Genomic DNA, 22097 nt, shown 5'->3' with positions numbered 1-22097 from the left:
GTACTCCAAGAAATCCATGTTCAAGCTTCATGTCCAATCACGCGCTTTACAGGAGTCCGAAAATGACCAGAAAGATCAGCAGGCGTAAGGCATTCGCGCTCGGAGGCGGCGTACTCGCCGGCGCTTTCGCGGGCACGGGCACGGCATCGGCGGCGACCCCCTGGTTCCGGTTGCCCGTGATCACAGCGAACATCGGCCGGACGAACCTCGGTGCCCGGGACGCGGCGATCGACGCTGTGCGCAACGCCGACGACAGGGCCAGGCCGCTGGTCTGCTTCCAGGAGATCAGCGAGGGCGATAGCGGCGAAGAAAGAATGATCGACCACTACTTCGGCCCGCTCTACACCAAGGCTTTCCTGCGCCACACGACGTCGTTCCGGATCCCGATCTGCGTCGGCAGGCCGTGGATCGTCGTGTCCAGCCGGACCCAGCGTGCGCACGGCGGCATCCCCGGCGTGACCCCGTCGCGTTGGTTCAACGAGGTCGTCGTGCGGCACGAGAGCTATCCGGCCGTCGAGTTCGCGGTGCTCAACACCCACTACATCGCGAACGCGTTCAACGGCGACCAGCGCGCGGACCTGCGCGACGAATGGTGGCTGATGCGTGACATCCATCGGGCCAGAGCACGCGCGCACCACAGCGCGGGCAGGCTGGTCATCTGGGGCGCGGACACCAACCGTCCTGACTTCGGTACCGCGTCAGACCTGTCCGCAGAGAAGAAAGCCTTCGGCACCGGCATCGATCGCCTGCACTGGTTGCCCGGCAACGGTTCCGTGCAGATCACCCTGAACGACACCAAGATCATCAACATGAACGTCGACGGTCATGATGCCCGCATGGGCATCTTCCATGTCCGCGCCGTCTGACACGCCAACCTGGAGCTTCCCCCTTGGGTGGCACACCTGAGGTGGAAGCTCCACACGAACCCGCGCCGAGAGCGGAAGAGTTTGCCCTGAAGTGATGGCGGAGTTATCCGTGTGGCCAGGATGGGCCTTCGAAGGTCGCGATCAAGCTCTCTTCCGCTTGCCTTTGGCTTCCTTGTGTTGGAAGTAGACGAAGAGGCGGCCGAAGTTCTTGGAGTCCTTGTCGACGCGGTGGTAGAGCGCCTTGATCTCCTTCTGGTCGAGGAAGCGGATGACCTTCTTCTTCAACGCGCCCGAGCCCTTGCCGGGGATGATCTCCACGGTGGCGATCTTCTTGTCGATGGCCTCCTGGATGACATCACGCAGCGCCTTGTCGATCTGGTCGCCCTTGTTGTAGATGTCGTGAAGATCCAACGTCAATTTCGCCACCTGCCGATGATTCCATAGCCCGAGTCGAGCTCCAATCCGTCAACCGTGCCGACCCTGGTACGGGCACCTTCGAATTGCCCTGGCCCTTCAGGAGGGGCGAGAGGCAGACGCTGGATCCGAGAAAGGTCTCTGTGGTCGGTACTCGTGAATCCAACGTCTGCTCAGCCACGTTTCGCTGATCACACGTGCGTACTGGTGGGCTTGTCGGCGGCCCGCCGCCGTCCGTAGGTGCGATCGCGCAGGAGCCGCTCGGCAGGACCGCGCCAGCCCCTGCGTCGCATGAACTCCGCGATGAGCACGGTCGTTAGCCACACGGCCAGGCCGACGGCCATGGCGCCTGCGGTTGACAGCTCGGCGCCCAGTCCGAGGAGGTACGGCGGATACAACGCCATCCATGCGACCGACTGCAGTAGGTAGCTGGTCATGGACCGTTCTCCGGTGGCGGCCAGTGCGGTCCCCATCCGTCCCGGACGCTCGTTCAGTCGCGCGGCGAGGAGACCGATGAGCGCCGCGTAGCCCAGGCCACCGGCGTAACCGGCCACGGTGGTCAGCCATTCGGCGGCGTAAAGCGAGCCGAAGCCGGGCTCCTGCCAGGCGCCCATGTCATGCAATCCGCGCGGCAGTCCACCTAGGATGCCAACGGGAATGCCGATGAAGGCGACCCTGCGCAGCAACGGCAGGTGGCGTGACGGCTCCTCCAGAATGTGTCGTCGGGCCGCCCACACTCCGATGAGGAACGGGAAGACCGTGGTGGCGAACATGGGAACGACGAAGATCGGCCAGGTGATCAGCCGGCCCATCGCGTCGGCGATGGGGTCCTGCGGCACCGGCCCGGTCTCGGTGGCGCTTGCGGCGGCGAGCATGCCCGCGTACAGCGCTGAACCGGCGATCGACCAGCCGGCGGCGCGCCGCAACAGGCCTTTGTCGCTGTTGCGCAGGACGGCCGCGAAGACGAGCGCGACGAGTCCATAAACCGACAGGATGTCGCCGAAGAACAACAGCGCCACATGCACGAGTCCGAACAGGAACAGCCACAGTCCCCGACGGCGTACCAGCGACCGGATCGCGGGCCACTCCCACCCTTGCTCGCGTCGGCGCAGATGGATCTGACACAGCCCGTACCCGAACAGTGCGGCGAACATTGGGTAGCCGCGTCCGTCGACGAACATCGGGAGCAGTAGTTGAGTCACGGCGTCGGCGGAGGATTCGCCGGACCCTCCGCCGAACAGCACGGCCATGATGCGGGCGTGCGCGAGTGCGATGACCAGCAACATGATGCCCCGCGCCAGGTCGGGGGCGAGGGATCGGCGGGCCGTGGGTGTCGCGGAGGGCGATAGGGCAGGGGTGAGCAGGGGCATGGCGGTACCTTTCGGGGGACGAGCCGCAAAGAATTAGATACGGAACCGTATCTAATAATAAGATACGCACACGTATCCAATGAGCGAGGGGTAAGTGTCCGAACCTGTCAAGACGCGCCGGCGTGGAACCGAACTGGTACACGCGATCTATGACGCTGCCATCACCGAGCTCAATGAGGTCGGCATCGGTCGATTGACGATGGAGGGGATCGCTCGACGGGCGGGTGCGGCGAAGACCTCGCTGTACCGGCGTTGGAGTGACACGCATGATCTGCTGATCGAGGCTTGTCATCACTTGATGCCGCAGGAGGCGCCCAGCCCGAGGGCGGATGATCTGCGGGGGGATCTTGTTGCCGCGCTCAGGCTTATGCGGGCCTGGATGGCGACGCCCGCGGCCAGGGCGATCGCGGCGATTGTGGCCGGACGGCATTCGCATCCGGAGTTGACGGAGCGGTTGTACTCGGAGGTCTTTGATCCGCGGGGGTCACGGTTCACGTTGACCGTGCTCAAACACTATGCCGAGAAGGGGGAGATCGATCCGGTGCGAGTGACACCGGTCGTATCCGATATCGGGGAGGCGCTGGTGATCAAGATCGTCAATGACAAGAACGAGCTGCCCACTGACGCCGAAATAGACGCCGTTGTGGATGAGGCGATCCTTCCGGCCGTGGGAGCCGTGAATCGGCCAGTCTGAGGGTCTTCGGCCAGTTCATCGCGAACCGCGTCAACGCCCTGTCGCCCGTCGGCGAGAACGTTTCGTTCGCGTCGAGGACGAGGTCGGCCACCTGCCGATGATCGCACGGCGAGTGTGAAGGTCCGGCCTACGGAGCGCCGCGCCCGTTAGTGGGGCGGCCGGCCGGCGAGCGCGATCGTCGACATCGCCCCCGAGTTGGTGTCGTATTGGCGGGCGGGTGTTCGTTGATTCGGTATGCGGCCACTCGGGTCGCCCGGGCCGACGGGCACGATATGACCCTCGTCCCGGTTTGAGAGGAGAGACGACAGTGGTGGAGTACCTGATCGCGTTCAACGAGGAGTGGGTGCCGGAACAGACGGCCGATGAGCTGCGTGAGAAGGGCACCTCTGCTCGCGCCGTGCTCGACGAGATGAGGGCCGCCGGGGTCTTCCTGTTCAGCAACGGGGGCATCGACGCCTCGACCGCGGTGTGCAGTGTCGAGGCGAGGGACGGGGAGCCAGTCTTCACCGATGGGCCGTACGTCGAGACCAAGGAGCATCTCGGCGGATTCTGTGTGGTGGACGTGCCGGACGACGACGCCGCGCGGTACTGGGCCGGTCGGCTCGCCGTCGTGCTCGAATGGCCGCAGGAAGTGCACCGGTTCCCTTCCTCGGAACGACACCGGCACTCGAATCACGAGGAGTGAGATGTCCCGGTGTTCGCCGCCGGGCTCGGGATCGGCGGCGCGCGACGAACTCGACGATCACCTCGTCACGGATGCGGTGTCTACAGTATCCATTGGCGTCGGGTGTGCTCGACGCGTTGCCGAAGCGGGAGGCCGCCGAGTGACTCGGCGGTCCATCCACGCGCTCCCGACGTCGTGACCTCTGTCGAGGAGGCGATCGCCCGCGTCCACCGCGTCGAGTGGGCGCGGACGGTCGCCGGTCTCGCGCGCCGCTTCGGGGACCTCGACCTCGCCGAGGAGGTGACGGCCGAGGCGTTCGTCGCCGCGGTGGAGCGGTGGCCACGCGACGGAGTGCCGTCCAATCCCGGTGGCTGGCTCACCACCACCGCGACCCGCAAGGCCATCGACCGGCTGCGCCGCGAGTCCAAACGCGACGCCAAGTACCAGGCTGCCCACATGCTGTCCGACCACACCCCTCCCGAGCCGACCGGTCCGGTCGAGGACGACCGGCTCCGATTGGTCTTCACGTGCTGCCATCCCGCACTCGCGATGGAGGCGCGGGTGGCACTGACCCTGCGTCTCGTCGGCGGTCTCACCGTCGCCGAGATCGCCCGCGCCTTTCTCGTGCGGGAGACCACGATCGCGCAGCGGATCACCCGCGCGAAGGCGCGGATCAAGGCGGCCCACATTCCGTATCGCGTGCCGTCGGCTGGGGACGTCCGCGAACGGTTGGCGGGCGTGCTCGCGGTCGTCTACCTCGTCTTCAACGAGGGCTACCTGGCCGGCGCGGGCGACGATTCGCTGCGCGCGGACCTGACCGACGAGGCGATCCGTCTCGGCCGCCTGCTGCGGTCGCTCCTCCCGGACGACGGCGAGGTGGCCGGCCTTCTCGCGCTGATGCTCCTGACTCGAGCGCGAAGCGCGGCGCGGGTGTCCCGGACCGGCGAACTGGTGACCTTGGACGAGCAGGACCGAGGCGCGTGGAATCGGGAGCTGATCGTCGAGGGCCACGCCCTGGTCCGCGAACGAATCGCCGCGGTCGAGGCGGGCGGGACGCCGCCGGGCCGATATCAACTCCTGGCGGCGATCAACGCCGTGCACACCTATGCGCCGTCCGCGCGCGAGACCGACTGGTCCCAGATCGTCGTGCTCTACGAACGGTTGGCGGCGCTCGACCCGTCGCCGATCGTGCGACTCAACCGGGCGGTCGCGATCGGCGAGGTCGACGGGCCCGACCTGGCGCTGGCCGAACTCGACCGACTCGCCGGGGACCTCGACGACTATCACGCCTTCCATGCCGCCCGCGCCGATCTGCTGCGGCGACTGTCGCGCAGCGGAGAGTCGCGGGCGGCGTACGACCGGGCGATCCGGCTCACCGGCAACTCAGCGGAGCGGTCCTACCTCACCCGACGACGCGACCAACTGGCCGACTGACCGAGGCGTTCATATGGTCAGGTTCGGTGTACGTCTCGCCGCGAGCCTTGGACGCCCGCATCACGGGGGTTAGTCCTTGTCCGCCTTGGACACCATCGCGAAGGCGTCGATCCACAGCCGCAGTCGTTCCGGCGGTTGGCCGATGAGATAGGTCGCCCGCAGCTTCGCCGGGAGATGCCGCAACAACCGGGCGACCTCATCGATGTGCTGCCGCAGTTGCGATACCTCGGAGTTGGCGAAGATCTGATGCACCACATCGGAATCGCCGTTGCCTTCGGTCTCGGATCGGGCCGAGGCGAGCTTCGACTCCCAGGCGTCCACATTGGCGGCCAGCTCGTGAATACCGATGTGGCGCTGGTCCGCCAGTCGAGCCTCCAATCCGGACAACGAGACGGGTGCGTATTCGCCTTCACCCAAATAGATCAGACCCATCTCCAACGGTTCCTCGGCCAGATGGAGTTTGATCAGCCGCTCGAGGGTGCGCTTGCTGATCCATTCGCGTCCCTCGTCGTCGATGTCGTTCTTCCACCATTCCAGGACCGTCTCGGCGACCCGACCGTAGGTGTCGATCAACCATTGATTCGCGGGAATGTCCTCCGGCCCCACCTCATAGGACACCGTGAACCGGCTCGCCTGTGCGATGTTGTTGCTGCTGACCAGCAGTTTGCGACCGAGGTGGTACGGCGGATTCTGGATGGCGATCTGGGCGCGGAGATTGTGGATCGGCCGTCCGGCCAGCGACCATTCCTGCGTCACCTCCATCAACTTGGCGAAGGTCGCCTTGTCCTTGGGGCGGTTGTACTCGTCCCAGATCAGCACCTTCGGCTCGGACCCCAGGAGCGCTCGTGAGAACAACACGTCCAGGGTGCCGTCGGATGAGGGAACCGGCACACAGAGGTCCTCCAGATTCGTTACCGGCAACGAGAAGTAGACCGGTGGCCGCCCGACTTCCTCGGCGGTCACTTGCTTGGCGATCTCCGTCTTGCCGCAACCGGGTGGGCCTTGCAGCAGGACCGCCCAGCGACGGCGAATGGCCGTACGCAGGAGCCGCCGCACCGGGTCGGCGACGCGGGACGGGTTCGCCGCACCGACGGACTTGGCGATACGACTCAGGATCGTCGACGTCTGGTCCTTGGCACGCTTACCATCCCCTGTGGATTCACTGAGCCTGACCCGGGAACCATTGAGCAGCGGCAGTCCCCAGATGAGCGGAAGCCCCTCTTGCGCACAGTCGAGGATGTGCTGCATGGTTCGGGGTGACAGGATCTGCCGCAGCGGCGGCGACAACGACGCCCAGGTGCGAAACACCTCGGTCAGGTCCCAGTCTGGATACCGCTGGGCGAGCTTCCGACGCCAACCGGTGTCGTTCGCGGTGATCCTGATGGTCACCATCCGGTCCAGGACCGCGAGATCACTGCGCCGCGCGCTGGTCTCGATCACCGACTCGTTGTCGGTCAGGAACACCCCGACGCAGCCCAGGGAACGCAGGTCATGCTCGCCCAGCGTCCAGTTGCAGGCGATCTGCATGAGCTGGGACTGGATGAGGTCGCCCGCCTGCAGCGAATCGTCGATCAGCAGGACGAAGGGACTGCCGGGCCGCAGTTGACGCATGATGAGTTGCCGAAGCGCGAGTTCGCCCGACTCGGTGCGCACCGGTGCGTTCACCAGCAGGTCGTCGGGGGTCAGGTTCGCCGCGGGAACGAGCACCACCTCGGTGCCGGGGTGCCGTTCGGGAATGTGGGACAGGAACGTGGCGGTCTTGCCGATGCCGTGTTCCCCGAAGACCTGACCGGTCTGTCCCATCGAGATCATCGCGTCGATGAACCGTTCGAGTCGCGGAGCCTGAAGATCCTCCGGCGGCACCGGGTACGTCGCGGTCGGGGTCCACCTTGGTTCGCCGCTGACGACGGACTGCGCTGAGGTCGAATCGGTGACGGTCACTGCTGTGTTCTCCACTGGGTCGAGGCGGCTGGTCATGTGTGGTGGGAAATCCGGTGGCAGGCCATCGGGGGTAGTTGGCGTTCGGGCCAGTCGTCGCCGCCCTCGGTGATCAACCAGATCCACCGGTCGGGGTCGCGAGGCTTGACGATCGGGGCGTAGCCGTCGGTCACCATGATCGCGGCGTCGAAACGCGTGTCGAAGAGTTCTCCGTCGATCGCGTACCGGCCCTCGGCGTAGTCGACGACGTTCTGGAAGCTGGTACCGCCGCCACCGAGGACCGGCTGTCCGGGTACGAACGGCATGACCGTACCGTCAAAACTCAGCCAGTGAGTCTCCACGCCGTCGGTCTGCCCGACCAGGGTGGTCAACCATTGGACGACCTCATCGGGCATGGATCCGGAGGTGTCGATCGCGATCAGCACCACTTTGACGCGTTCGCGGCCCCGCCTCGACAACATCGGTTCCATGCCGAGGGACAACATCACCGCGCCGAGCTTCTTCGGGTAGACCAGCCGTTCGCCGTCCCGCAGCTTCGAGGCCAGAGTGTCGATGAGCCAACGCTTCCACCATTCCACCTTGCGGGTGGCGGGTGTCTCGCCGCGCAACGCCGCCAGGCCGAGACTGCCCCACAGACGCCGCAGGCGGTCGCCACCGCCCTCGGTGCGGTCGGCCATTTCCAGCAGTTCCTCCCTGGCGAAGGTGTTGCCGTTGCGCGCCTGTCGCATCACCTCGGCGAGCACGTCCGCGCCCAGTCGGCCGACCGTCTCGTCGTCCAAGGGAACCCCCTCGCCATCGCAGTCCTCGCCCATGTGAATACAAAGGACCGGTGGGATCGGGGGGTTCGTCATCCTTCGAAGCTCGGCGTACACCGACATGTCGGTGTCCACGAATTCGCGGTAGGCCAAGGGTTCCAGACCCTGCTCCTGGAGATCCGACACATACATGCCGTGAATCGTCCGTGGATCGATGCCGACCTGCTCGGAGGAATCCGTCATGTCGGCGTCGCGATGCACCGGAAGGCCGGTGCGTCCCAGCCTGGTCAGCACCACGTGGTTGATCGTCACCTCGGTGGCCACGGTGAATATCGGGTCACTCCGCAGCTCCTTCTCCACGTAGAGGTGACGCTGGATCAGATGGCGGGCTTCGTGGTACAGGATGAACTTGACGCCTTCGGGGCCCAACGCGACGAAGAAGTCCGGGTTGTACAGCAACATGCAGGTGCCGTCACCGGTGGCGGCGACCGCGGCGGTGGGGATCGCGGTGGTCGGTATCTGGTAGTGGCACTTGGAGTACAGCCACGATGCCACGGCGCTGTCGGCGATCCCGAAGTCCAGCAGCACGGTCTCCTTGATCCGGCGGGCCTCCTCCACCACCTCGGGAGCGGCCGGGTCGTGCGCTTGGAGTGCTTTGCGGTCGGTCAGGTCGATACGTGGTCGGGAGGGTCTCACGGTGGCCTTCACAGTGGTATTCATGATCGGGACCTCAGCTCGCGGCCGCTGCGGTCGTCAAGAGTTCGGCGACGCTGCCGGGGAAGTCCGGCACCATGCGGGCCGCCAGTATCCACGCCTGAGGGTCGTCGCCGATGGTGGCCGCCATCAACGGCGCCAGCCGCTCCGGGGGCGTCATCCTCAGGACGGCGCTGACCGGGTGGGCGTGTTGAAACACGTCGTCCCAGGTGATCCGGCCCGCATCGAGCGCCACCCGGATCCACCGGCGGCCCTTGCTGTCGGAGGAGTCCGCGGGGTTGTCCTTGAGGACCTTGGCGACGTCCACTCCGGCCATCAGCTTCGTGTACGCCCGGTGGATCCGGCTCGGCAGGATGGTCTCCGCCTCCTTCACCAGCGAAGCGGGACAGTGCTGCGCCCGGCTGAGTCGCCACACCGCGTCCGGCGAGAACGGCGTCCGGCGATGCGCGGCTTCCAGCGCCGCCCAATCCCAGTCGTAGGTCTCCTTCGACAGTTCCGCCAGATCCGTTCGGGTGCGCCACGCGTTCGTCTGTCCGTCGGGACCGGTCTCCCACTCGACTTCGGCACGAAGCTCCTCGAGGGCGGCGTCGAGGTCCTCGCGGTTCAACAATTCCAGGACCTGTGCTCGGCTCTGGGTGTAGAAGGCTCTCACCGGTTTGAGCTCGGTCGTTTCCCGAACCGCGGTCGCACCGAAGCGTTGCCAGACGTCCAGGAACACGCGTAGCTGCGGAACCCGGCCGCGCACCACGATCTCGTAGGAGTACCCGTCGCCGGTCAGCATCAGCTTCCGGTGCTGTTCGGCCGTTTCGCAGGCGGCGAGTCGTTGCACCGGACCGGGTGCGGGGCCCGTCGACTCGCGCACGGCGATCCAGGCGTCCTGGGCTCGCCCCGGAACGTCGGTGTGGGCCCGCCACGTGTCCCGGTGGTGTCCTCGGTGGAACAGGTCGCGCAGGGTCTGCTCGTCGAGCAGCGGTATCAGTCGACTGTGGGCACTGTCCGGGGCGGCGTTGAGCAGGCATATCAGGGCGGCTCGTCGACCGCTGAGTGTGCCGGAGATCTTGGGCGCGCCCTTGACCGCGGGCCAGGTCGCGTCGCCTTCTCCATCGCGGGTGTCGGCCGCCTCGCCGAGCAGTTCGCCTATGGTGCCGCCGAAGCGTGCCATTCTGGAGGCCACGGTGAGCCAGGCATTCGGGCTGTCGCCGAGGTGCCGGCCGACTAGATCGGCCAGCGCCGTTTGGAACTCCTGCCACGACGGCCCATAGGAGTCGCGTGTGGATAGTGTGATCTCCAGTGCCGCGATGGCCGGTTTCGCGGTGTGGAGCACGTCCTCGGCGCTGACGCCCACGCCGAGTCCGTGTTTGACCAGTGCTCGGGTGATCTTGGCGCGACTTCTGGACGGCCAGTCGGCGGTCAGCAGGGAGGCGTCGACGGGGGAACCGTGCTTGGCGACCGCCTCCGGGTGTCGACCCAGCAGCGCGAGCCGAAAGTCCTCCGGAATGTCCTTCATGGAGGCTAGTGCGGCGGCGGCGAGCTCTCCGAAGGGGCGGGTTCGGTCGGCCTCGCGGAGGAGCTCCCAGTCGAGGTCTTCGCGGACGTCCAGGGTGTCGCGGTGGGCGCGTAGTCGCTTGACCGGCCCGGATTCCCAACCGTCGTCGAGGATCGGTTCATGGAGTTCCTCGATCGCGCCACGGGTGCCTTCCGCTTCGGCGAGCGCGCGCCGAAGATCGGTGTCGTCATCGGTGGTGATCAGCTGCGCGGCGATCTCGGACACCGTCGGTTCCAAGCCGCTCCGGTCGAGCGCGGTGAGGTCGCCGTGTTCGTGGATCGACAGCAGGCCGCGCAACTGTTCGGCGCGGGTGAGCTTGACGCTCGGGTGCGTCAAGATCCGCGACACCTGTTGCGGGAACGGCGAATACACCAGGGCATTGGAGGTCTGACGGTGGGAGGTGACCTCCGCTTCGCTCGCCGCCGCGGCGATCCGGCGAAGCCGCAAGTCCAAGCGCGTATAGCCGCCGAACATGCTGCGAAGCACCGCCACACGTCCACTCGCCGCCAGTCGTTCTCGCACGTCGCTGCGCGCTATCAGTGTCCCGTTGGCCAACAGACGATCGATGATCTTGTCATCGAGATTGGACAGTGCGGCGTCGACGAGCAGATCACCGATCAGGGGATCCTTGCCGATCTCCTGATTCGCCAGCAGATCGAGCAGCAGCTCGGGTCGTTCGCCACCGAGCACGGCCTTGATGAGGGAGATCGGCAGGACTCTCGCGGTCTCCAGTGGGCCTCGATACGAGTCGGTCAGCAGATCCGCGTGTCCGTCGAGGACGCGACTCCAATCCGTGATGACGGCCGATCCGAGCAGCGGGACTATGACGTCGTTGTTCATCTGGGGGGTTTCCTCGCGGTGTGTCGAGTCGGCTGCGACGCCGTGATGCGATGGGCCGCCGAACGCGGCCGGTCGGTCAGCCCGTGGCCGCGGCGGCGGTGGTGAGCAGCTCGGTGACGGTGCCGGTGAAGTCGGGCAGCATTCGCACCGCCAGAATCCAGGCGTCGGGGTCGTCTCCGATCGTCTGGCTCATGAGTGCGGCGAGCGCGGCCCGTCCCTCGTCCGCCCCTTTCACCTTGAGCTGGGCCAGGACCGGTCGGGCCGGATGGGCGTGTTGGAGCGCTTGCGCCCAACTGAGCTTCCCGGCGGCGATCGCCACCGGTATCCACTCGTCGAGATTGCGGTCGACATCGTCGGCGGGGTTGTTCTTGAACACTGTGGACACCTTGGTGTCTGTCATCAGCTGGGTGTAGGCGCGGTGGAGGCGGCTGGGCAGGATCGCGCTCGCCTCGGCTTTGAGCTCCTGCGGACAATATGCCAGCTGCGCCATCCGCCAGACCGCGTCATGATGGAACGGTTCCCGGCGATGAGCCGACAAGAGGGCGTCCCAGTGCCAGTCGTGATCCTCGTCGGCCAGGCCCGCGCGGTCGGTTCTGGTGCGCCAGGACTGAATCTGGAACTCCGCGGTTCCGCCATTGTCGACGATGTTCTGCAACTCCCGCAGTGCCCCATCGACATCGGTGCGTTCCAGCAGCTCTTCAAGAGTCCTGCGCGCTTCCTGATAGGACTCGAAGGTCAACGGTTCGTACGGCAGCAGGTCGAACACCGTTTCCGGGCCGTGAGCCTTCCACACGTCCAGGAACAGTTTTAGTTGTGGAATCCTGCCTTGTGTGGCCTTGAACAGGTAGCGGACCTTGCGTCCGATATGGTCGGTGACGAGCTGGGCGTCGCAATGTCGCAGATCGGTGATCCGCCAGTGTTGCGGTCCCGTGTACTGGACCGCCTGCCGCACGACGTCGGTGTTCCGCAACCAGGACTTCCGTTGCGCCTCAGTCGAGGCGGGTTGCGTCAACAACTCCCGCAATAGCCCGGGAGTCAAACGGGTGAACCTGTCGATGGCCTCGACATCCAACACACCGCCGCCGACATACCACAGCTCGGCGTCGGGATCGTCCGAAGCGAGCACCATGTCGATCCACTCCGGCCGCCAGCGGCAGTGGTTGAGCAGGTCCAGTCGGGTCATGTAGGACATGTGCGGGAACATGGCGGCGTGCGCGGCGCTGTCGGCGACGTCCAGCAGTGCCACGAAGGCCTTGTCCGCGCGGGTGGGTTCGAAGTTGTCCAGGCCTTCTCTGGGCCTGCTGGGAAACGCGCCCGACGGCGTTTCCGAGGCGGAAGCAGCGGCCTCCAACAGCTCCGGAACCGTGCCGTCGAAGTGGGGGAGCAGTTCTCTCACCGCTCGCCATGGCCGCAGTTCCGTGCCGAGGTGCTTCGACACCAGCTCGGCCACCATTTCGGAGAATTCCCCGGCCGCGGCCTTGTGGGCGTCGCTGTGCGATTCGCGAGGGGGCACGCTCTCCAGCACCGCCATCGCGGGCCGACCCTGCCGCAACGCCTCGGTCGCGGAAATGCGTCGCCCGAGCTCATCGACGATCAGCTCTCGGGTGGCCTTCGCGCGGCTGCGTTTGGGGCAGGGCTGGATCAGGAGGGCGGCGTCCAGGCGGGCGGCGTTCTCGATCACGACCGAGGGGTGTCGGGTGAAGAGCAGATCCCGCAGTTCGTCGGGGCAGTCATCGCGCTTCACCAGCACATGGCTCGCTCCTTTGGTGAAGGGCTTGCGGCGCCCCGCCGCGACCAACACGTCCCAGTTCAGCGGCTCGTGAAGTTCCAGCAGTTCGGCGTGTCCGGTCAGCTTCGTGTCGTACAGCTCCTCCAGGAGGCCCTCGTCGCCTTCGGCGACGGCGATGGCGTCATCGAGTCTGCCCAGTTCGCCATCGGTGGTGATTTCGTTGAGCAGCTTGGCGACGTTCGGCCGAAGGCAGGACACGTCGAGCGTCGACAACGCGGCGATTCCACCGTCGTTCTCGGCAAGGGATCTCGCGGCGAGCAGCTGCTCCGCGGTGGTCAACCCGGTTCCCAGCTTGAGAATCGCCTCTCGGACCATGGCCGGTACCGGGCTCACGACGGCGGCGCGCAACCGTTCCAAGTCTCGGTTGATCTGTCGCATTCGGACGGAGAAGTCCTCCGTCGACGCTGCCATCACCATGCGGCGCAGCCGCAGGTCCCAATCGTTGGACGTGTACGGAATGCACGTGCGTTCCAGCACCCGGGCATGCCCGGTGGCGGCGAGGCGTTCCCTCACATCCCGGCGTCCGCCCAGATGGCTGTTGCCCATTATCGCGTCGACGACGACGCCGTCCAAGTTGGCGAAAGCCGCGTCCAGCAGTGGTCGGGCGGACTCGGGCCTCAGGGTGACCGCTGTGTTGCCCAGCAGTTTGGCGAGCAGGCCTCGATCCCCACAGTCGAGGACCGCCTCGATGAGGTGCTCGGGCAGGTGCCTGCAGGACGGCAGCGCGTCGGCGAAGTTCTCGCCGAGGCCGACGGCCACCCGCTTCACATCGGTGAACTGTGAATTCTCCACCATCGCCAACAGGGCGAAGAGCTCGTTGTTGGACCGTGACATGGGTGCCGCTTTCGTCGAGTGACCTGAATCAGAATGCATGCTAGGGGCGTGGTGCGACAAGACGACCGCGCGGGACCCAGCATGCCGAACCGCCGATCTTCCGTCGCCGTAGGCACACTGGTATCCGAAGCGCCACATTGGAGTACATTGTGGTGCCGGTGCCGCCGATGTCCCTGCCGTTCGCTCAGCGCCCCACACGATTCCATTGGACCGCCATGGTGAACGCTCGGCGGGATCGACCGACCGGCGGTCGGTGTTCGAATCCGCCATCGATGGCGGGCGTTGCGGCTGGCCGAACACGTCGATATTCCCACGTCATCGCTCCGCGACTCCCATATCGGTGCGGCCGTCAGTCGACATGTGAGGGCCGGGCGGACGCGAGTGCTTCCACGTTCGACGTTGGTCGCTGTGTCGCACGAGACTCCTATACTTTCGCCGACCCCAACCCCCGCGGAACGCTGGAGCCGACGTGACCGAAGAACGCACATACCTCGAACTGTCCGAAGACGCCGGTTCGGCGCACAAGTTCTACGAGGTCGTCGTATCCGGCCTGAACGTCAGTGTCTCCTTCGGACGCATCGGTGCCCCTGGGCAGGAGCGAGTGTCGTCCTTCGACACGCCGCAGAAGGCCCGTGCGGCGGCCCAGCAGAAGATCAATCAGAAGCTGCGCAAGGGTTATGAACCCGCTCAACGCGGTGTGCGGCAGGCGCGTTCGATTTCGCGTCGAACCATGACGAGCGCCCGTTCCGGCGCGAAGCAGGCTCCCGTCCTGTGGAGGTTCGACAGCGGCGCCGCGGCCTTCGGCATCCACATCGACGACGATCGCTGCATGGTCGGCAACGAGCGCGGCGACATCTACACGGTGACCCACACCGGTGAGGTCGTCGGTCAGTTCCGGCTTCCGGACGGCGTGAAGTGCCTGGTCTCCGACGACTTCTGGCTGTACGCGGGCTGCGATGACGGCCGGGTGTACGACCTGTCGGGCAAGGTTCCCCGCGTCGCCTACGAGATCTCGGCCGATGTGGACATCTTCTGGCTCGATGTGGACGACGCGATTCTCGGTGTCTCCGACCGAAAGGGCCGCGTAACCGCCATCGACCACGAGGACGAGTTCCAGTGGGCGCGCGACGTCAACGGCAACGACGCGTGGATGGTGCGTTGCGACGCCGACGCGGTCTACCACGGCCATTCCAAGGGCGTCGCCCGTTACCGGGCCACTGACGGGACACCGATGTGGAAGACCGACGTTCACGGAAACGTCCTGTTCGGCTGGCAGGAGAGCGAGAGCGTCTACGCCGGAACCGGGGCCGGGGATGTCATTCGACTGGCCAAGGCTGACGGCATGATCCAGGCACGTTATCGCTGCGATTCCAGTGTGTACTCGTGCGCGACCTCACCGGAGGGCAAGTTCGTCTTCGCCGGAGACGATCGCTCGTCCATCTACTGCTTCGACGAGCACGGCGAGCGCCTCTGGAAGCTCGGCACCGGCTGCGGTTCCGCCTTCTCCATGCAGTACCACGACGAACGTGTCTACATTGTCACCACCAGCGGTGCCCTGGCCTGCATCGACGCGAGCCCGACCGCGATCAAGGCGGCCCAGTCCGGACAGGTGCCGACCGCGAACACCGTCAAGGCGCCGCCGACGCTCGCCCCGGTCGCGCCCAGCGTCGAGCTGGAAGTCACCTCGGACTCCAGCGGGGGCGTCGTCGTCGAATGCGTCCAGGAAGGACTGAAACTGCGGGTGCGCGCCGTGAGCACGGGGTACGAGTCCAGCTGGAACGTCCAGTTCCCCAAGGAAGTGCGTGAACCTGGAGCCCGTTACCTCGTCGACGGTCTGCGCTCGAGCGGTCGTGGCGGTTTCTACCGTTCCTATGGGGAGATTCGCCGACTGCGGTAGGCCATGAGCGAGAACGCGTTGTGGGCGCGGCGCGTTCTCACACCCCTTGGCTTCCGGCGTCGCCGACCGAAACCAGCGAGCTCGGTGGTCGTTATGGCTCGTAGCAGACCAGGAAGTCATCGTACTGATGTTCTCCAGGGCGGCCGTCGAGCTCCTTGAGGGCGTCGCGCAGGGAGCGCAGTTGCGTGACCGTCATCTGCAATGGCGGCTCGTCGGGCTGATATGTCGTTCCACGGGGGTACTCGTCTCCCGGCGTCGTCGTCATCTCGATGTGGCAGCCCAGGATGTGCCGCACGGGATGACTGTCGCAGAACGCGATCAACCGCTCGATGGTCTCGCGATACGCGTCCCAGTCGCGGATGTACAGCATCCCCGGGAGGAAGTTGTCGCCCGTCAGCAGCAGTTCCGAGGATCGGTCGTAGAAGACCGTGGCCGACGCGTGGTGCCCCGGACCTGGGATGACGTCGATGACCCGGCCGCCCAGGTCGAGCTCCCGGTTCGTCGTCGGCCAGTCGTCGAAACCGTAGAACTCCACGACCTCCTCCAGGCTGGTGCCGACCACTGTGGTGTTCGATCGCGAGGCGAACTGTCCGTCGGCCGCGCGATGGTCGCCGTGGCCGTGAGTGTGGGCGACGACCAATTCATACGACTCGCGGGGATGCCGTGCCAACCACTCCTCGATGAGCCGATCCACGACGTTCCGCAATGGAAAGTACTCGGGTTCCGGGGTGGCGCCGGTGTCGATGAGCATCGCGCGGGCGTTCCCGAACAGCAGGAACATGAACGGAGCCTCGAAGTGGACCGACATGTTCTGCCGCAGGATGATCGTGTGCGGATCGTACGCGTGGACCTGGATCTCGGGGGCGGGGTCGTGTTTGGCGGAGGACCAGCCCGCGTGCCAATGAACGTCCAGGCCATGCGGAACAACGGCGTGATCCATGAAGTTGATCATCGGCAGATCGTATAGCGAGCGCCGCATTCGTCAATCGATTTACGTTGATGGCAAGTTTCGCCGGTCGCCAAAGCGTGTTTCGTCACCTCAGGTCGTGCGAGGCGCGCGTCAGCGCGTCACTCGGCGAGGCGGAGTTACTGCATGCCGGTTTTCCACGCCTCTGGCGTGCCGAGCACGGCGGAGGAACGTCTCGCTGCGGAGCCCGGGCCACCACTGTGGGCGCCGAGATGGGTGTCCGTCCGAATCAGGCGGTCAGCCGTTCTCGGATCGCCAGTCCGGGGCCAAGACCGCCCACTCCTGCTTGTTGTATCGCCGACCCTCGTACGGCCAGCATTCCCGGGACTCGCCTTCGAGGGTCATGCCCAGGCGTTTCGCGACCGCCGCGCTGCGCTCGTTGTCGGCACGGCACTTCCATTCGGCGCGGTGCATGCCCCGCACTCGAAACGACCATTCCAACAGCGTCTCGCAGCCGGCGGTGATCAGACCGCGGCCTTCTGCGGAGGGCTCCAGCCAACAACCGACCTCGAAGTTTCCCCAGTCGGCGTTGAACGACACGAACAGCACGCCGCCGACCAGGCGACCGCCAAGCCAGATGCCGAACAGGCCGCCCTCGTCGGCGGCTCGCCGATCCGCATAGCGGCGCAGCAGGTTCCGGGCGGCGTCCACGTCCTTGGTGACGAAGGCCGCTCCCACCCAGGGGCGAATGTGATCCCGAGCGCGGTCCATGTGCTCCGCGAACTCCTCCGCGTGCCACACGTCCAGCGGGCGAAGCTCGGCGTCTTCTCGCAACGAAACAGCGAACACGGATTCTCCTGTTGACGGTGGTCGAAGCCGGGTGATCGTGGCCCGGTCGGGAACCTCGCCAGCATAACCGCACTCGCGTGGGACCCGCCAGAACCGGGAACGCCGCAGCCGGCGCTGATCCACAAGCGACCCTCGATTAGCGGTGGGTGTTCACCGGCCACGGGCCGCTTCAGCAGCTGTTGCGCATGTTCACATGTCGGCCCACATCGATATGAGGGCTCGGGTTCGCTAGTCTCCTGGGATGTCTGGAGAGTCTGAGGCCATCGCTCGCGTGCGCGAGATCTACACGCCCGAACGGTTCGCCACCATCGAGTATTCGCCCGATCTGGACGGGTTCGCCGATCCGGGTGAGGTCGTCTGGTCGTGGGTGCCCTTTGAGGAGGACCCGTCCCAGGGCAAGGACCGCCCGCTTCTCGTCGTCGGCAGGTACGGCAAGCGGCTCCTTGGGATGATGCTGTCCAGCAAGGGCGAGGACGACCACCCCGACTGGCTGCCGCTCGGCGCGGGCGCCTGGGATCGCAACGAACGTCCGTCCTATGTGCGCCTCGACCGGGTGTTCGCGTTCGACGAGGACGACATTCGTCGCGAGGGTTCCGTGCTCGACGCGGAACGCTTCGTCCACGTCGCGGCCGCGCTGATCCGTCTGCACGGCTGGGAGCCGGTCCGCCCGCGCTGATCGGGCGCCGATCGTTCGTCGAGTTCGCCCCGGGTGACGGTCCGCCGGGGTGAACTCGTCGGTCCTCGATTCGGACGTGGGGGCGAACCGTCAGCGCTCGGCCCGCTGTTCGAGCCTGTCGAGCAGACGCACCGCGCCCTCGTACTTCGCGCGCAACCGCGCTCGTAGCGGGCCCGGCAGCGCGGCGAGTCGGTTCGGGTCGGAGTTGTGGGCGATGTCGGCCCGTTTGATGAGGGCCGCTCCGGGCACTCGCGCGAGCCGGGTCAGGTAGTCCTCATGGGACTCGTCTCGGCGCTTCGTCATGGCGTCGACGAGTACGAGTACGGGGGCGGGCACGCCGTCGGCGCCCAGCGTGGACAGGGACGCCTCGGTGTCCTCGACGACGTCGTGCAGCAGCGCGGCCATCTGCTGGTGGACCGAGCCGCCGTCGGCGGCGACGCGTGCCGCGACGGCGCGCGGATGCCCGATGTAGGGGCGACCGGCCTTGTCGACCTGCCGGCGGTGTAGGCGGGCGGCGAGCCGTTCCACCTCGGTCAGCGACGGCTCGGGCGGGGATGCGGGCATGTCCTTCTCCTAGTCTCGACGCGATTCTACGGTGATCCGCCACTTCACGCCTAATATGTAGGCAGCCTAGTACTTGACAGGCCCATGCAAGTACCTGTTGGCTGTGCGGGTGAGTGTTCAGGACCACCGCGCCCTCGTCGCCGATCTCCGGCAGCTGTTGCGGGTACGGCTCATCGACCCGCTGGACATCGTCGCCGGAGAGGCGGTTCCCGACGCGTTCGCCACGATCGCGTCGGCGGCCGACGTCCAAGCGGAGGTCTGGGCCGTCCAACTGCTCGACGGCGGGTCCGTGATCGCGCGCCATGCCGCCGCGCGGATCGTCGCCGTCCTCTACCCCGGGGACGACGTCTTCGATCCGGCGGCGTCGTGGTGGGAGACGCCGCTGGGTCGGGCTATCGCGACGCGGGTCGGCCACCCTGGTGCCGAGGTCGTCTCGACGGCCACCGCCGCCGCGATGCTCGGCATCTCCCGGCAGGGGGTCGCCGATCTGCTTCGCCGTGGCAAGCTCAGCGCTCACCCCGACGGCGGGGTCGTCTCGGCCTCCGTCGCCCATCGACTGTCCACATTTGATCAACAAAGGAGCCCCCGTGCCCGAACCGACCGAGTTCACCGTTGACGCCAATGGAATCCCCGTCGTCGTCCGCGACTACGGTGGCGACGGCCCCGCCCTGATGCTCTTGCACGGAGGCGGCGGCCACATGGATCACTGGCTGCCTGTGGTGCCGTACCTGGCCGAGGAGTACCGGATCGTGACGCCGGAACTGCGCGGTCATGGCCGATCCGGCGACGGTCCGATAGCACTCGACGGCTTCCTCGCCGACCTCGAGGTGGTCCGTGATCACCTGGGACTCAACGATTTCGCGGTCGTCGGCCACTCGCTCGGCGGCATGCTGGCCGCGCAGTGGGCGTCGACGGGAAGCGGAATCGCCGCCGTTGTCAGTGTGGACGGACACCGTCCGGTTCAGACGGACGCGGCCCACTACCACGGACTCCCGGACGAGGTCGTGGCCGAGCTCCTGGCGGCTTTGAGCGCCGTCTTCGACGCCCAGGCGAGTTCGCTGGCGGACCCGGTTCCCGCCGAGATCGTCGCGATGGTCGGCGATCGCGGCTTCGTTCAACGCGACGGCGAGTGGTACTCCCGATTCAGCCTGGCGGACGCCACCGCCTTGCGTCATCAGCCCTGGTTCGTCGACTCGGTTCCCGCTTTCGGCCGGGTCAAGGTCCCGACGCGGGTGCTGATGGCGCGACAGAACCCGCCCGGCATGCCCGAGGAGTTCGTGCCCCTGATGGACGCGTTCCGAGCCGGTCTTCGGGACGACCTCGTGGCCGCGCGTCAGACGAACCCGCTTCTGTCCGCGATGGAGGTCGACGCCGGACACGACATGGTCATGGCGGAGCCCGCCGCGATCGCGGCGGGTGTCTCGGCCTTCCTGCGAGAGAACGGCATCGGCGGCGACCGCTGACGTCGTCACCGTGGAACCCGGCGACCGCGCCGTCGATTCGGCGGAGGTCGTCGGGCCTTGGTCATCGGTCACGCGTCCGGTTCGGACGCCGAGCCGGTGTTCACGTACCGCTCGAGTGCCCGCCACTTCTCGGCCTCGAACTCCTCTGCGGTGAGCTCGTTGTCGCGGCGGCGATCGACGACGCGATCCAGGGCCCACATCAGTGACACCCCGGGGTCCCTGCTGTACGCGTCCTCCCACAGGCTCTCATCGCCCGGCGCGGGAAGTTCTCTCTTGAGGGATTCCCACAGCCCGGAGCGCTGGTCTTCCGGCACATAGGGCACTCCGATGTGGAGTTTATCGGGATCCGACGGGTCATTCGGGTCGTAGATCGCCAGCAGCGGGCGGTGGCGAAGCTCGTGGTCCAGAGGCGAGCGGAGGTCGTGACGGACGCCGGTGTGATCTTGGAACGCGATCATCGCGGCCTGCCCGCCGTCGTCCGTCCAGTTGTGCGGGCGGGCGACGGCGATGAGCAGCCCGGGATGGGCGCGGTGGGGGAAGCCGTATCGGCGCCACAGGGTCATGACGCTGTCGACCAGGAGGGCCGCGCTGATCACCATCGTGGCCGCCATGGCGATGATCCAGACGACGACGTCCTCGACCGGGACCTGATAGGCGTCGATCGAGTGGTACCAGCCGAGTCCTGCGGCGGTAGCCGCGACGCCGATCCACAGGTAATGGGCACTGTGCCGGATCGCGTCCCACGTGATCCAGACGAAGGCGACCGCGACGACAGCCGCCGCCGGCCACAGTAGCGACTGCCAGTCGTCGGTGGAGCCGCCCCAACCGTCCTCGTTGGATGACCAGGTTATCGAGGACTCCTGATAGGCGGCGTGGTAGCACGACATCCACAGTAGGCACATCAGGCTCACGCCCACAGTGGTCCACAACGCGAGTCGCGGTCGGCGCAACGGTTCCATGGTGCCAGCCTTGGGGTCGATCAGCGAGAGAGTCCGCCTCATGCTAAGGCATATTTGACTATTCGGCTGTGTGATCGATACGGTGACCTGGCCGACGGTCGCACACGACTCCGATCCAGGGCGACCGGTCCCGGTGCATCGTCACCGCGCCGGGGCACGAGACCCGAGGCGGGTCGGTCGCTTCGTCGGGCGAGGAACGGCCGCACGGCGGGCTCGGGCCGACGGCCGACGCCGGAAGGATGGGATGTGCCATGAGTCGACGAACTGGGCGCCGTCGCGGCCCGACGTCCGGGTTCTTCGTGGCGGGACTGGTGTTGTTCGTCGTCGGTCTGATCTCGATTCGGTTGTTCGCTCCGAACCCGAACGACCTGGCGCCCGCCTTCCTCGCATTGGCGCTCTGGGTTCCGGCGGCGTGGACCGCGTTCTTCGGAGGACCGCGAAAACCCACGGTCGACGAGTGGGACCTCTATGGAGTCGACGCCATGGCTCGGATCGGTCCGCTTGAGGCCGATGGTTGCGACGAGTACGGCGCTCAGCTGTATCGAGCCTCGGCTCGCCTGTCGAACGGCGTCCGAGTTCGGGTCGAGACGGTCGGCTATTCACAGCACCAAGAGGAACAGTTGAAGGCCCTCGAGACCCTGCCCATTCGATACCTGCCGCAGACGAAGCGGGCGAGGATCCGATGGGACTTGGTGGAGATGCTCGTGGCGCGCGTCGATCCGATCGCGTCCGGGCGTCGGCGCTGAGGCCGGTCCAGCCGGAGGCGTTGCCGGCGGGATTCGATCCATCCATTGTGTTCGAGGTCTGATCTACTGAGTCGTTCGGATCGCTTTGCGATCGTTCCTGTGCGTTCTGGGGCGATTTCGTGCAGTTTTGGCAAACCCTGAGGGAAGGCGTGGGCGATCCGGCCAGGGTGCGTTCCGA

General features: G+C 66.3%; 19 protein-coding genes. 9 read left to right on the top strand and 10 right to left on the bottom strand.

The features are described from left to right. Positions 1 to 62: 62 nt before the first annotated feature. Positions 63 to 866: a hypothetical protein gene (locus tag ACM9NP_RS03800; protein WP_415645157.1), complete on the top strand. Its 804-nt coding sequence runs from the start codon at positions 63 to 65 to the stop codon at positions 864 to 866. Between the two features lie 141 nt (positions 867 to 1007). On the opposite strand, the gene ACM9NP_RS03795 is transcribed toward ACM9NP_RS03800, so the two are convergent. After that, positions 1008 to 1292 (bottom strand): Smr/MutS family protein, encoded by a 285-nt coding sequence (locus tag ACM9NP_RS03795; protein ID WP_415645156.1) that lies wholly within the window; start codon positions 1290 to 1292, stop codon positions 1008 to 1010. 179 nt (positions 1293 to 1471) lie between these two features. Continuing rightward, positions 1472 to 2650 (bottom strand): DUF418 domain-containing protein, encoded by a 1179-nt coding sequence (locus ACM9NP_RS03790; protein WP_415645155.1) that lies wholly within the window; start codon positions 2648 to 2650, stop codon positions 1472 to 1474. A gap of 94 nt (positions 2651 to 2744) precedes the next feature. On the opposite strand from ACM9NP_RS03790, the gene ACM9NP_RS03785 reads away from it, so the two are divergent. The 3 genes from ACM9NP_RS03785 (at position 2745) to ACM9NP_RS03775 (ending at position 5442) form a co-directional block, all read left to right on the top strand. Beyond that, the gene (locus ACM9NP_RS03785) at positions 2745 to 3344 is read left to right on the top strand and encodes a TetR/AcrR family transcriptional regulator (RefSeq protein ID WP_415645154.1); all 600 of its coding nucleotides are present in this window, start codon (positions 2745 to 2747) and stop codon (positions 3342 to 3344) included. 307 nt (positions 3345 to 3651) lie between these two features. Continuing rightward, the gene (locus ACM9NP_RS03780; RefSeq protein WP_415645153.1) at positions 3652 to 4029 is read left to right on the top strand and encodes a YciI family protein; all 378 of its coding nucleotides are present in this window, start codon (positions 3652 to 3654) and stop codon (positions 4027 to 4029) included. A gap of 174 nt (positions 4030 to 4203) precedes the next feature. Next, positions 4204 to 5442 (top strand): RNA polymerase sigma factor, encoded by a 1239-nt coding sequence (locus ACM9NP_RS03775; RefSeq protein ID WP_415645152.1) that lies wholly within the window; start codon positions 4204 to 4206, stop codon positions 5440 to 5442. A gap of 69 nt (positions 5443 to 5511) precedes the next feature. Here ACM9NP_RS03775 and ACM9NP_RS03770 read toward each other — a convergent pair whose 3' ends face one another. From ACM9NP_RS03770 to ACM9NP_RS03755, 4 genes are all read right to left on the bottom strand, one after another. Further along, positions 5512 to 7419, bottom strand: a complete 1908-nt coding sequence (locus ACM9NP_RS03770) for an AAA family ATPase (protein WP_415645151.1) — start codon at positions 7417 to 7419, stop codon at positions 5512 to 5514. Further along, on the bottom strand, positions 7416 to 8855 hold the full coding sequence (locus tag ACM9NP_RS03765) for a DUF2201 family putative metallopeptidase (protein WP_415645150.1): 1440 nt from the start codon (positions 8853 to 8855) through the stop codon (positions 7416 to 7418). Before ACM9NP_RS03765 ends, ACM9NP_RS03770 begins: the two co-directional genes overlap by 4 nt. Before the next feature lie 10 nt (positions 8856 to 8865). Next, positions 8866 to 11235 carry a hypothetical protein gene (locus ACM9NP_RS03760; protein WP_415645149.1) on the bottom strand — a complete coding sequence of 790 codons (2370 nt, stop codon included), beginning with the start codon at positions 11233 to 11235 and terminating at the stop codon, positions 8866 to 8868. A 76-nt stretch (positions 11236 to 11311) separates the two neighbouring features. Further along, positions 11312 to 13858 (bottom strand): hypothetical protein, encoded by a 2547-nt coding sequence (locus ACM9NP_RS03755; protein ID WP_415645148.1) that lies wholly within the window; start codon positions 13856 to 13858, stop codon positions 11312 to 11314. A gap of 469 nt (positions 13859 to 14327) precedes the next feature. Here ACM9NP_RS03755 and ACM9NP_RS03750 point away from each other — a divergent pair, with 469 nt between their 5' ends. Next, on the top strand, positions 14328 to 15755 hold the full coding sequence (locus tag ACM9NP_RS03750; RefSeq protein WP_415645147.1) for a WGR domain-containing protein: 1428 nt from the start codon (positions 14328 to 14330) through the stop codon (positions 15753 to 15755). Between the two features lie 91 nt (positions 15756 to 15846). On the opposite strand, the gene ACM9NP_RS03745 is transcribed toward ACM9NP_RS03750, so the two are convergent. Both ACM9NP_RS03745 and ACM9NP_RS03740 read right to left on the bottom strand, forming a co-directional pair. Then, positions 15847 to 16707, bottom strand: coding sequence for an MBL fold metallo-hydrolase (locus tag ACM9NP_RS03745; protein WP_415645146.1), 861 nt, complete (start codon positions 16705 to 16707; stop codon positions 15847 to 15849). A 252-nt stretch (positions 16708 to 16959) separates the two neighbouring features. Then, positions 16960 to 17511, bottom strand: a complete 552-nt coding sequence (locus tag ACM9NP_RS03740) for a GNAT family N-acetyltransferase (protein ID WP_415645145.1) — start codon at positions 17509 to 17511, stop codon at positions 16960 to 16962. A 241-nt stretch (positions 17512 to 17752) separates the two neighbouring features. On the opposite strand from ACM9NP_RS03740, the gene ACM9NP_RS03735 reads away from it, so the two are divergent. After that, entirely contained in the window at positions 17753 to 18187 is a 435-nt protein-coding gene (locus ACM9NP_RS03735) for a type II toxin-antitoxin system PemK/MazF family toxin (protein ID WP_415645144.1), read from the top strand. A gap of 90 nt (positions 18188 to 18277) precedes the next feature. Here the strand turns inward: ACM9NP_RS03735 and ACM9NP_RS03730 are convergent, their stop codons facing one another. After that, entirely contained in the window at positions 18278 to 18751 is a 474-nt protein-coding gene (locus ACM9NP_RS03730) for an HD domain-containing protein (RefSeq protein WP_415645143.1), read from the bottom strand. Between the two features lie 109 nt (positions 18752 to 18860). Between ACM9NP_RS03730 and ACM9NP_RS03725 the strand changes: the two genes are divergently transcribed. Together ACM9NP_RS03725 and ACM9NP_RS03720 are read left to right on the top strand one after the other, a co-directional pair. Then, on the top strand, positions 18861 to 19367 hold the full coding sequence (locus ACM9NP_RS03725; RefSeq protein WP_415645142.1) for a hypothetical protein: 507 nt from the start codon (positions 18861 to 18863) through the stop codon (positions 19365 to 19367). Further along, positions 19339 to 20214, top strand: a complete 876-nt coding sequence (locus ACM9NP_RS03720; RefSeq protein ID WP_415645141.1) for an alpha/beta hydrolase — start codon at positions 19339 to 19341, stop codon at positions 20212 to 20214. Before ACM9NP_RS03725 ends, ACM9NP_RS03720 begins: the two co-directional genes overlap by 29 nt. A gap of 68 nt (positions 20215 to 20282) precedes the next feature. Here ACM9NP_RS03720 and ACM9NP_RS03715 read toward each other — a convergent pair whose 3' ends face one another. Further along, complete coding sequence (locus ACM9NP_RS03715) at positions 20283 to 21215, bottom strand: hypothetical protein (protein ID WP_415645140.1); 933 nt, start codon at positions 21213 to 21215, stop codon at positions 20283 to 20285. A 209-nt stretch (positions 21216 to 21424) separates the two neighbouring features. Between ACM9NP_RS03715 and ACM9NP_RS03710 the strand changes: the two genes are divergently transcribed. Next, a complete protein-coding gene (locus ACM9NP_RS03710) occupies positions 21425 to 21919 on the top strand; it encodes a hypothetical protein (protein WP_415645139.1) in 495 nt (164 codons plus the stop codon). Positions 21920 to 22097: the final 178 nt, after the last annotated feature.

Source organism: Stackebrandtia soli (assembly GCF_965137155.1).
GTDB lineage: Bacteria > Actinomycetota > Actinomycetes > Mycobacteriales > Micromonosporaceae > Stackebrandtia > Stackebrandtia soli.
This window is presented reverse-complemented; position numbering and strand designations above follow the sequence as displayed.

Coding starts and splice junctions, on each gene's coding strand:
- ACM9NP_RS03800 (WP_415645157.1), top strand. CDS start 63: ATGACCAGAAAGATCAGCAGGCGTAAGGCATTCGCGCTCGGAGGCGGC.
- ACM9NP_RS03790 (WP_415645155.1), bottom strand. CDS start 2,650: ATGCCCCTGCTCACCCCTGCCCTATCGCCCTCCGCGACACCCACGGCC.
- ACM9NP_RS03770 (WP_415645151.1), bottom strand. CDS start 7,419: ATGACCAGCCGCCTCGACCCAGTGGAGAACACAGCAGTGACCGTCACC.
- ACM9NP_RS03765 (WP_415645150.1), bottom strand. CDS start 8,855: ATGAATACCACTGTGAAGGCCACCGTGAGACCCTCCCGACCACGTATC.
- ACM9NP_RS03760 (WP_415645149.1), bottom strand. CDS start 11,235: ATGAACAACGACGTCATAGTCCCGCTGCTCGGATCGGCCGTCATCACG.
- ACM9NP_RS03755 (WP_415645148.1), bottom strand. CDS start 13,858: ATGTCACGGTCCAACAACGAGCTCTTCGCCCTGTTGGCGATGGTGGAG.
- ACM9NP_RS03745 (WP_415645146.1), bottom strand. CDS start 16,707: ATGATCAACTTCATGGATCACGCCGTTGTTCCGCATGGCCTGGACGTT.
- ACM9NP_RS03735 (WP_415645144.1), top strand. CDS start 17,753: ATGTCTGGAGAGTCTGAGGCCATCGCTCGCGTGCGCGAGATCTACACG.
- ACM9NP_RS03730 (WP_415645143.1), bottom strand. CDS start 18,751: ATGCCCGCATCCCCGCCCGAGCCGTCGCTGACCGAGGTGGAACGGCTC.
- ACM9NP_RS03715 (WP_415645140.1), bottom strand. CDS start 21,215: ATGAGGCGGACTCTCTCGCTGATCGACCCCAAGGCTGGCACCATGGAA.
- ACM9NP_RS03710 (WP_415645139.1), top strand. CDS start 21,425: ATGAGTCGACGAACTGGGCGCCGTCGCGGCCCGACGTCCGGGTTCTTC.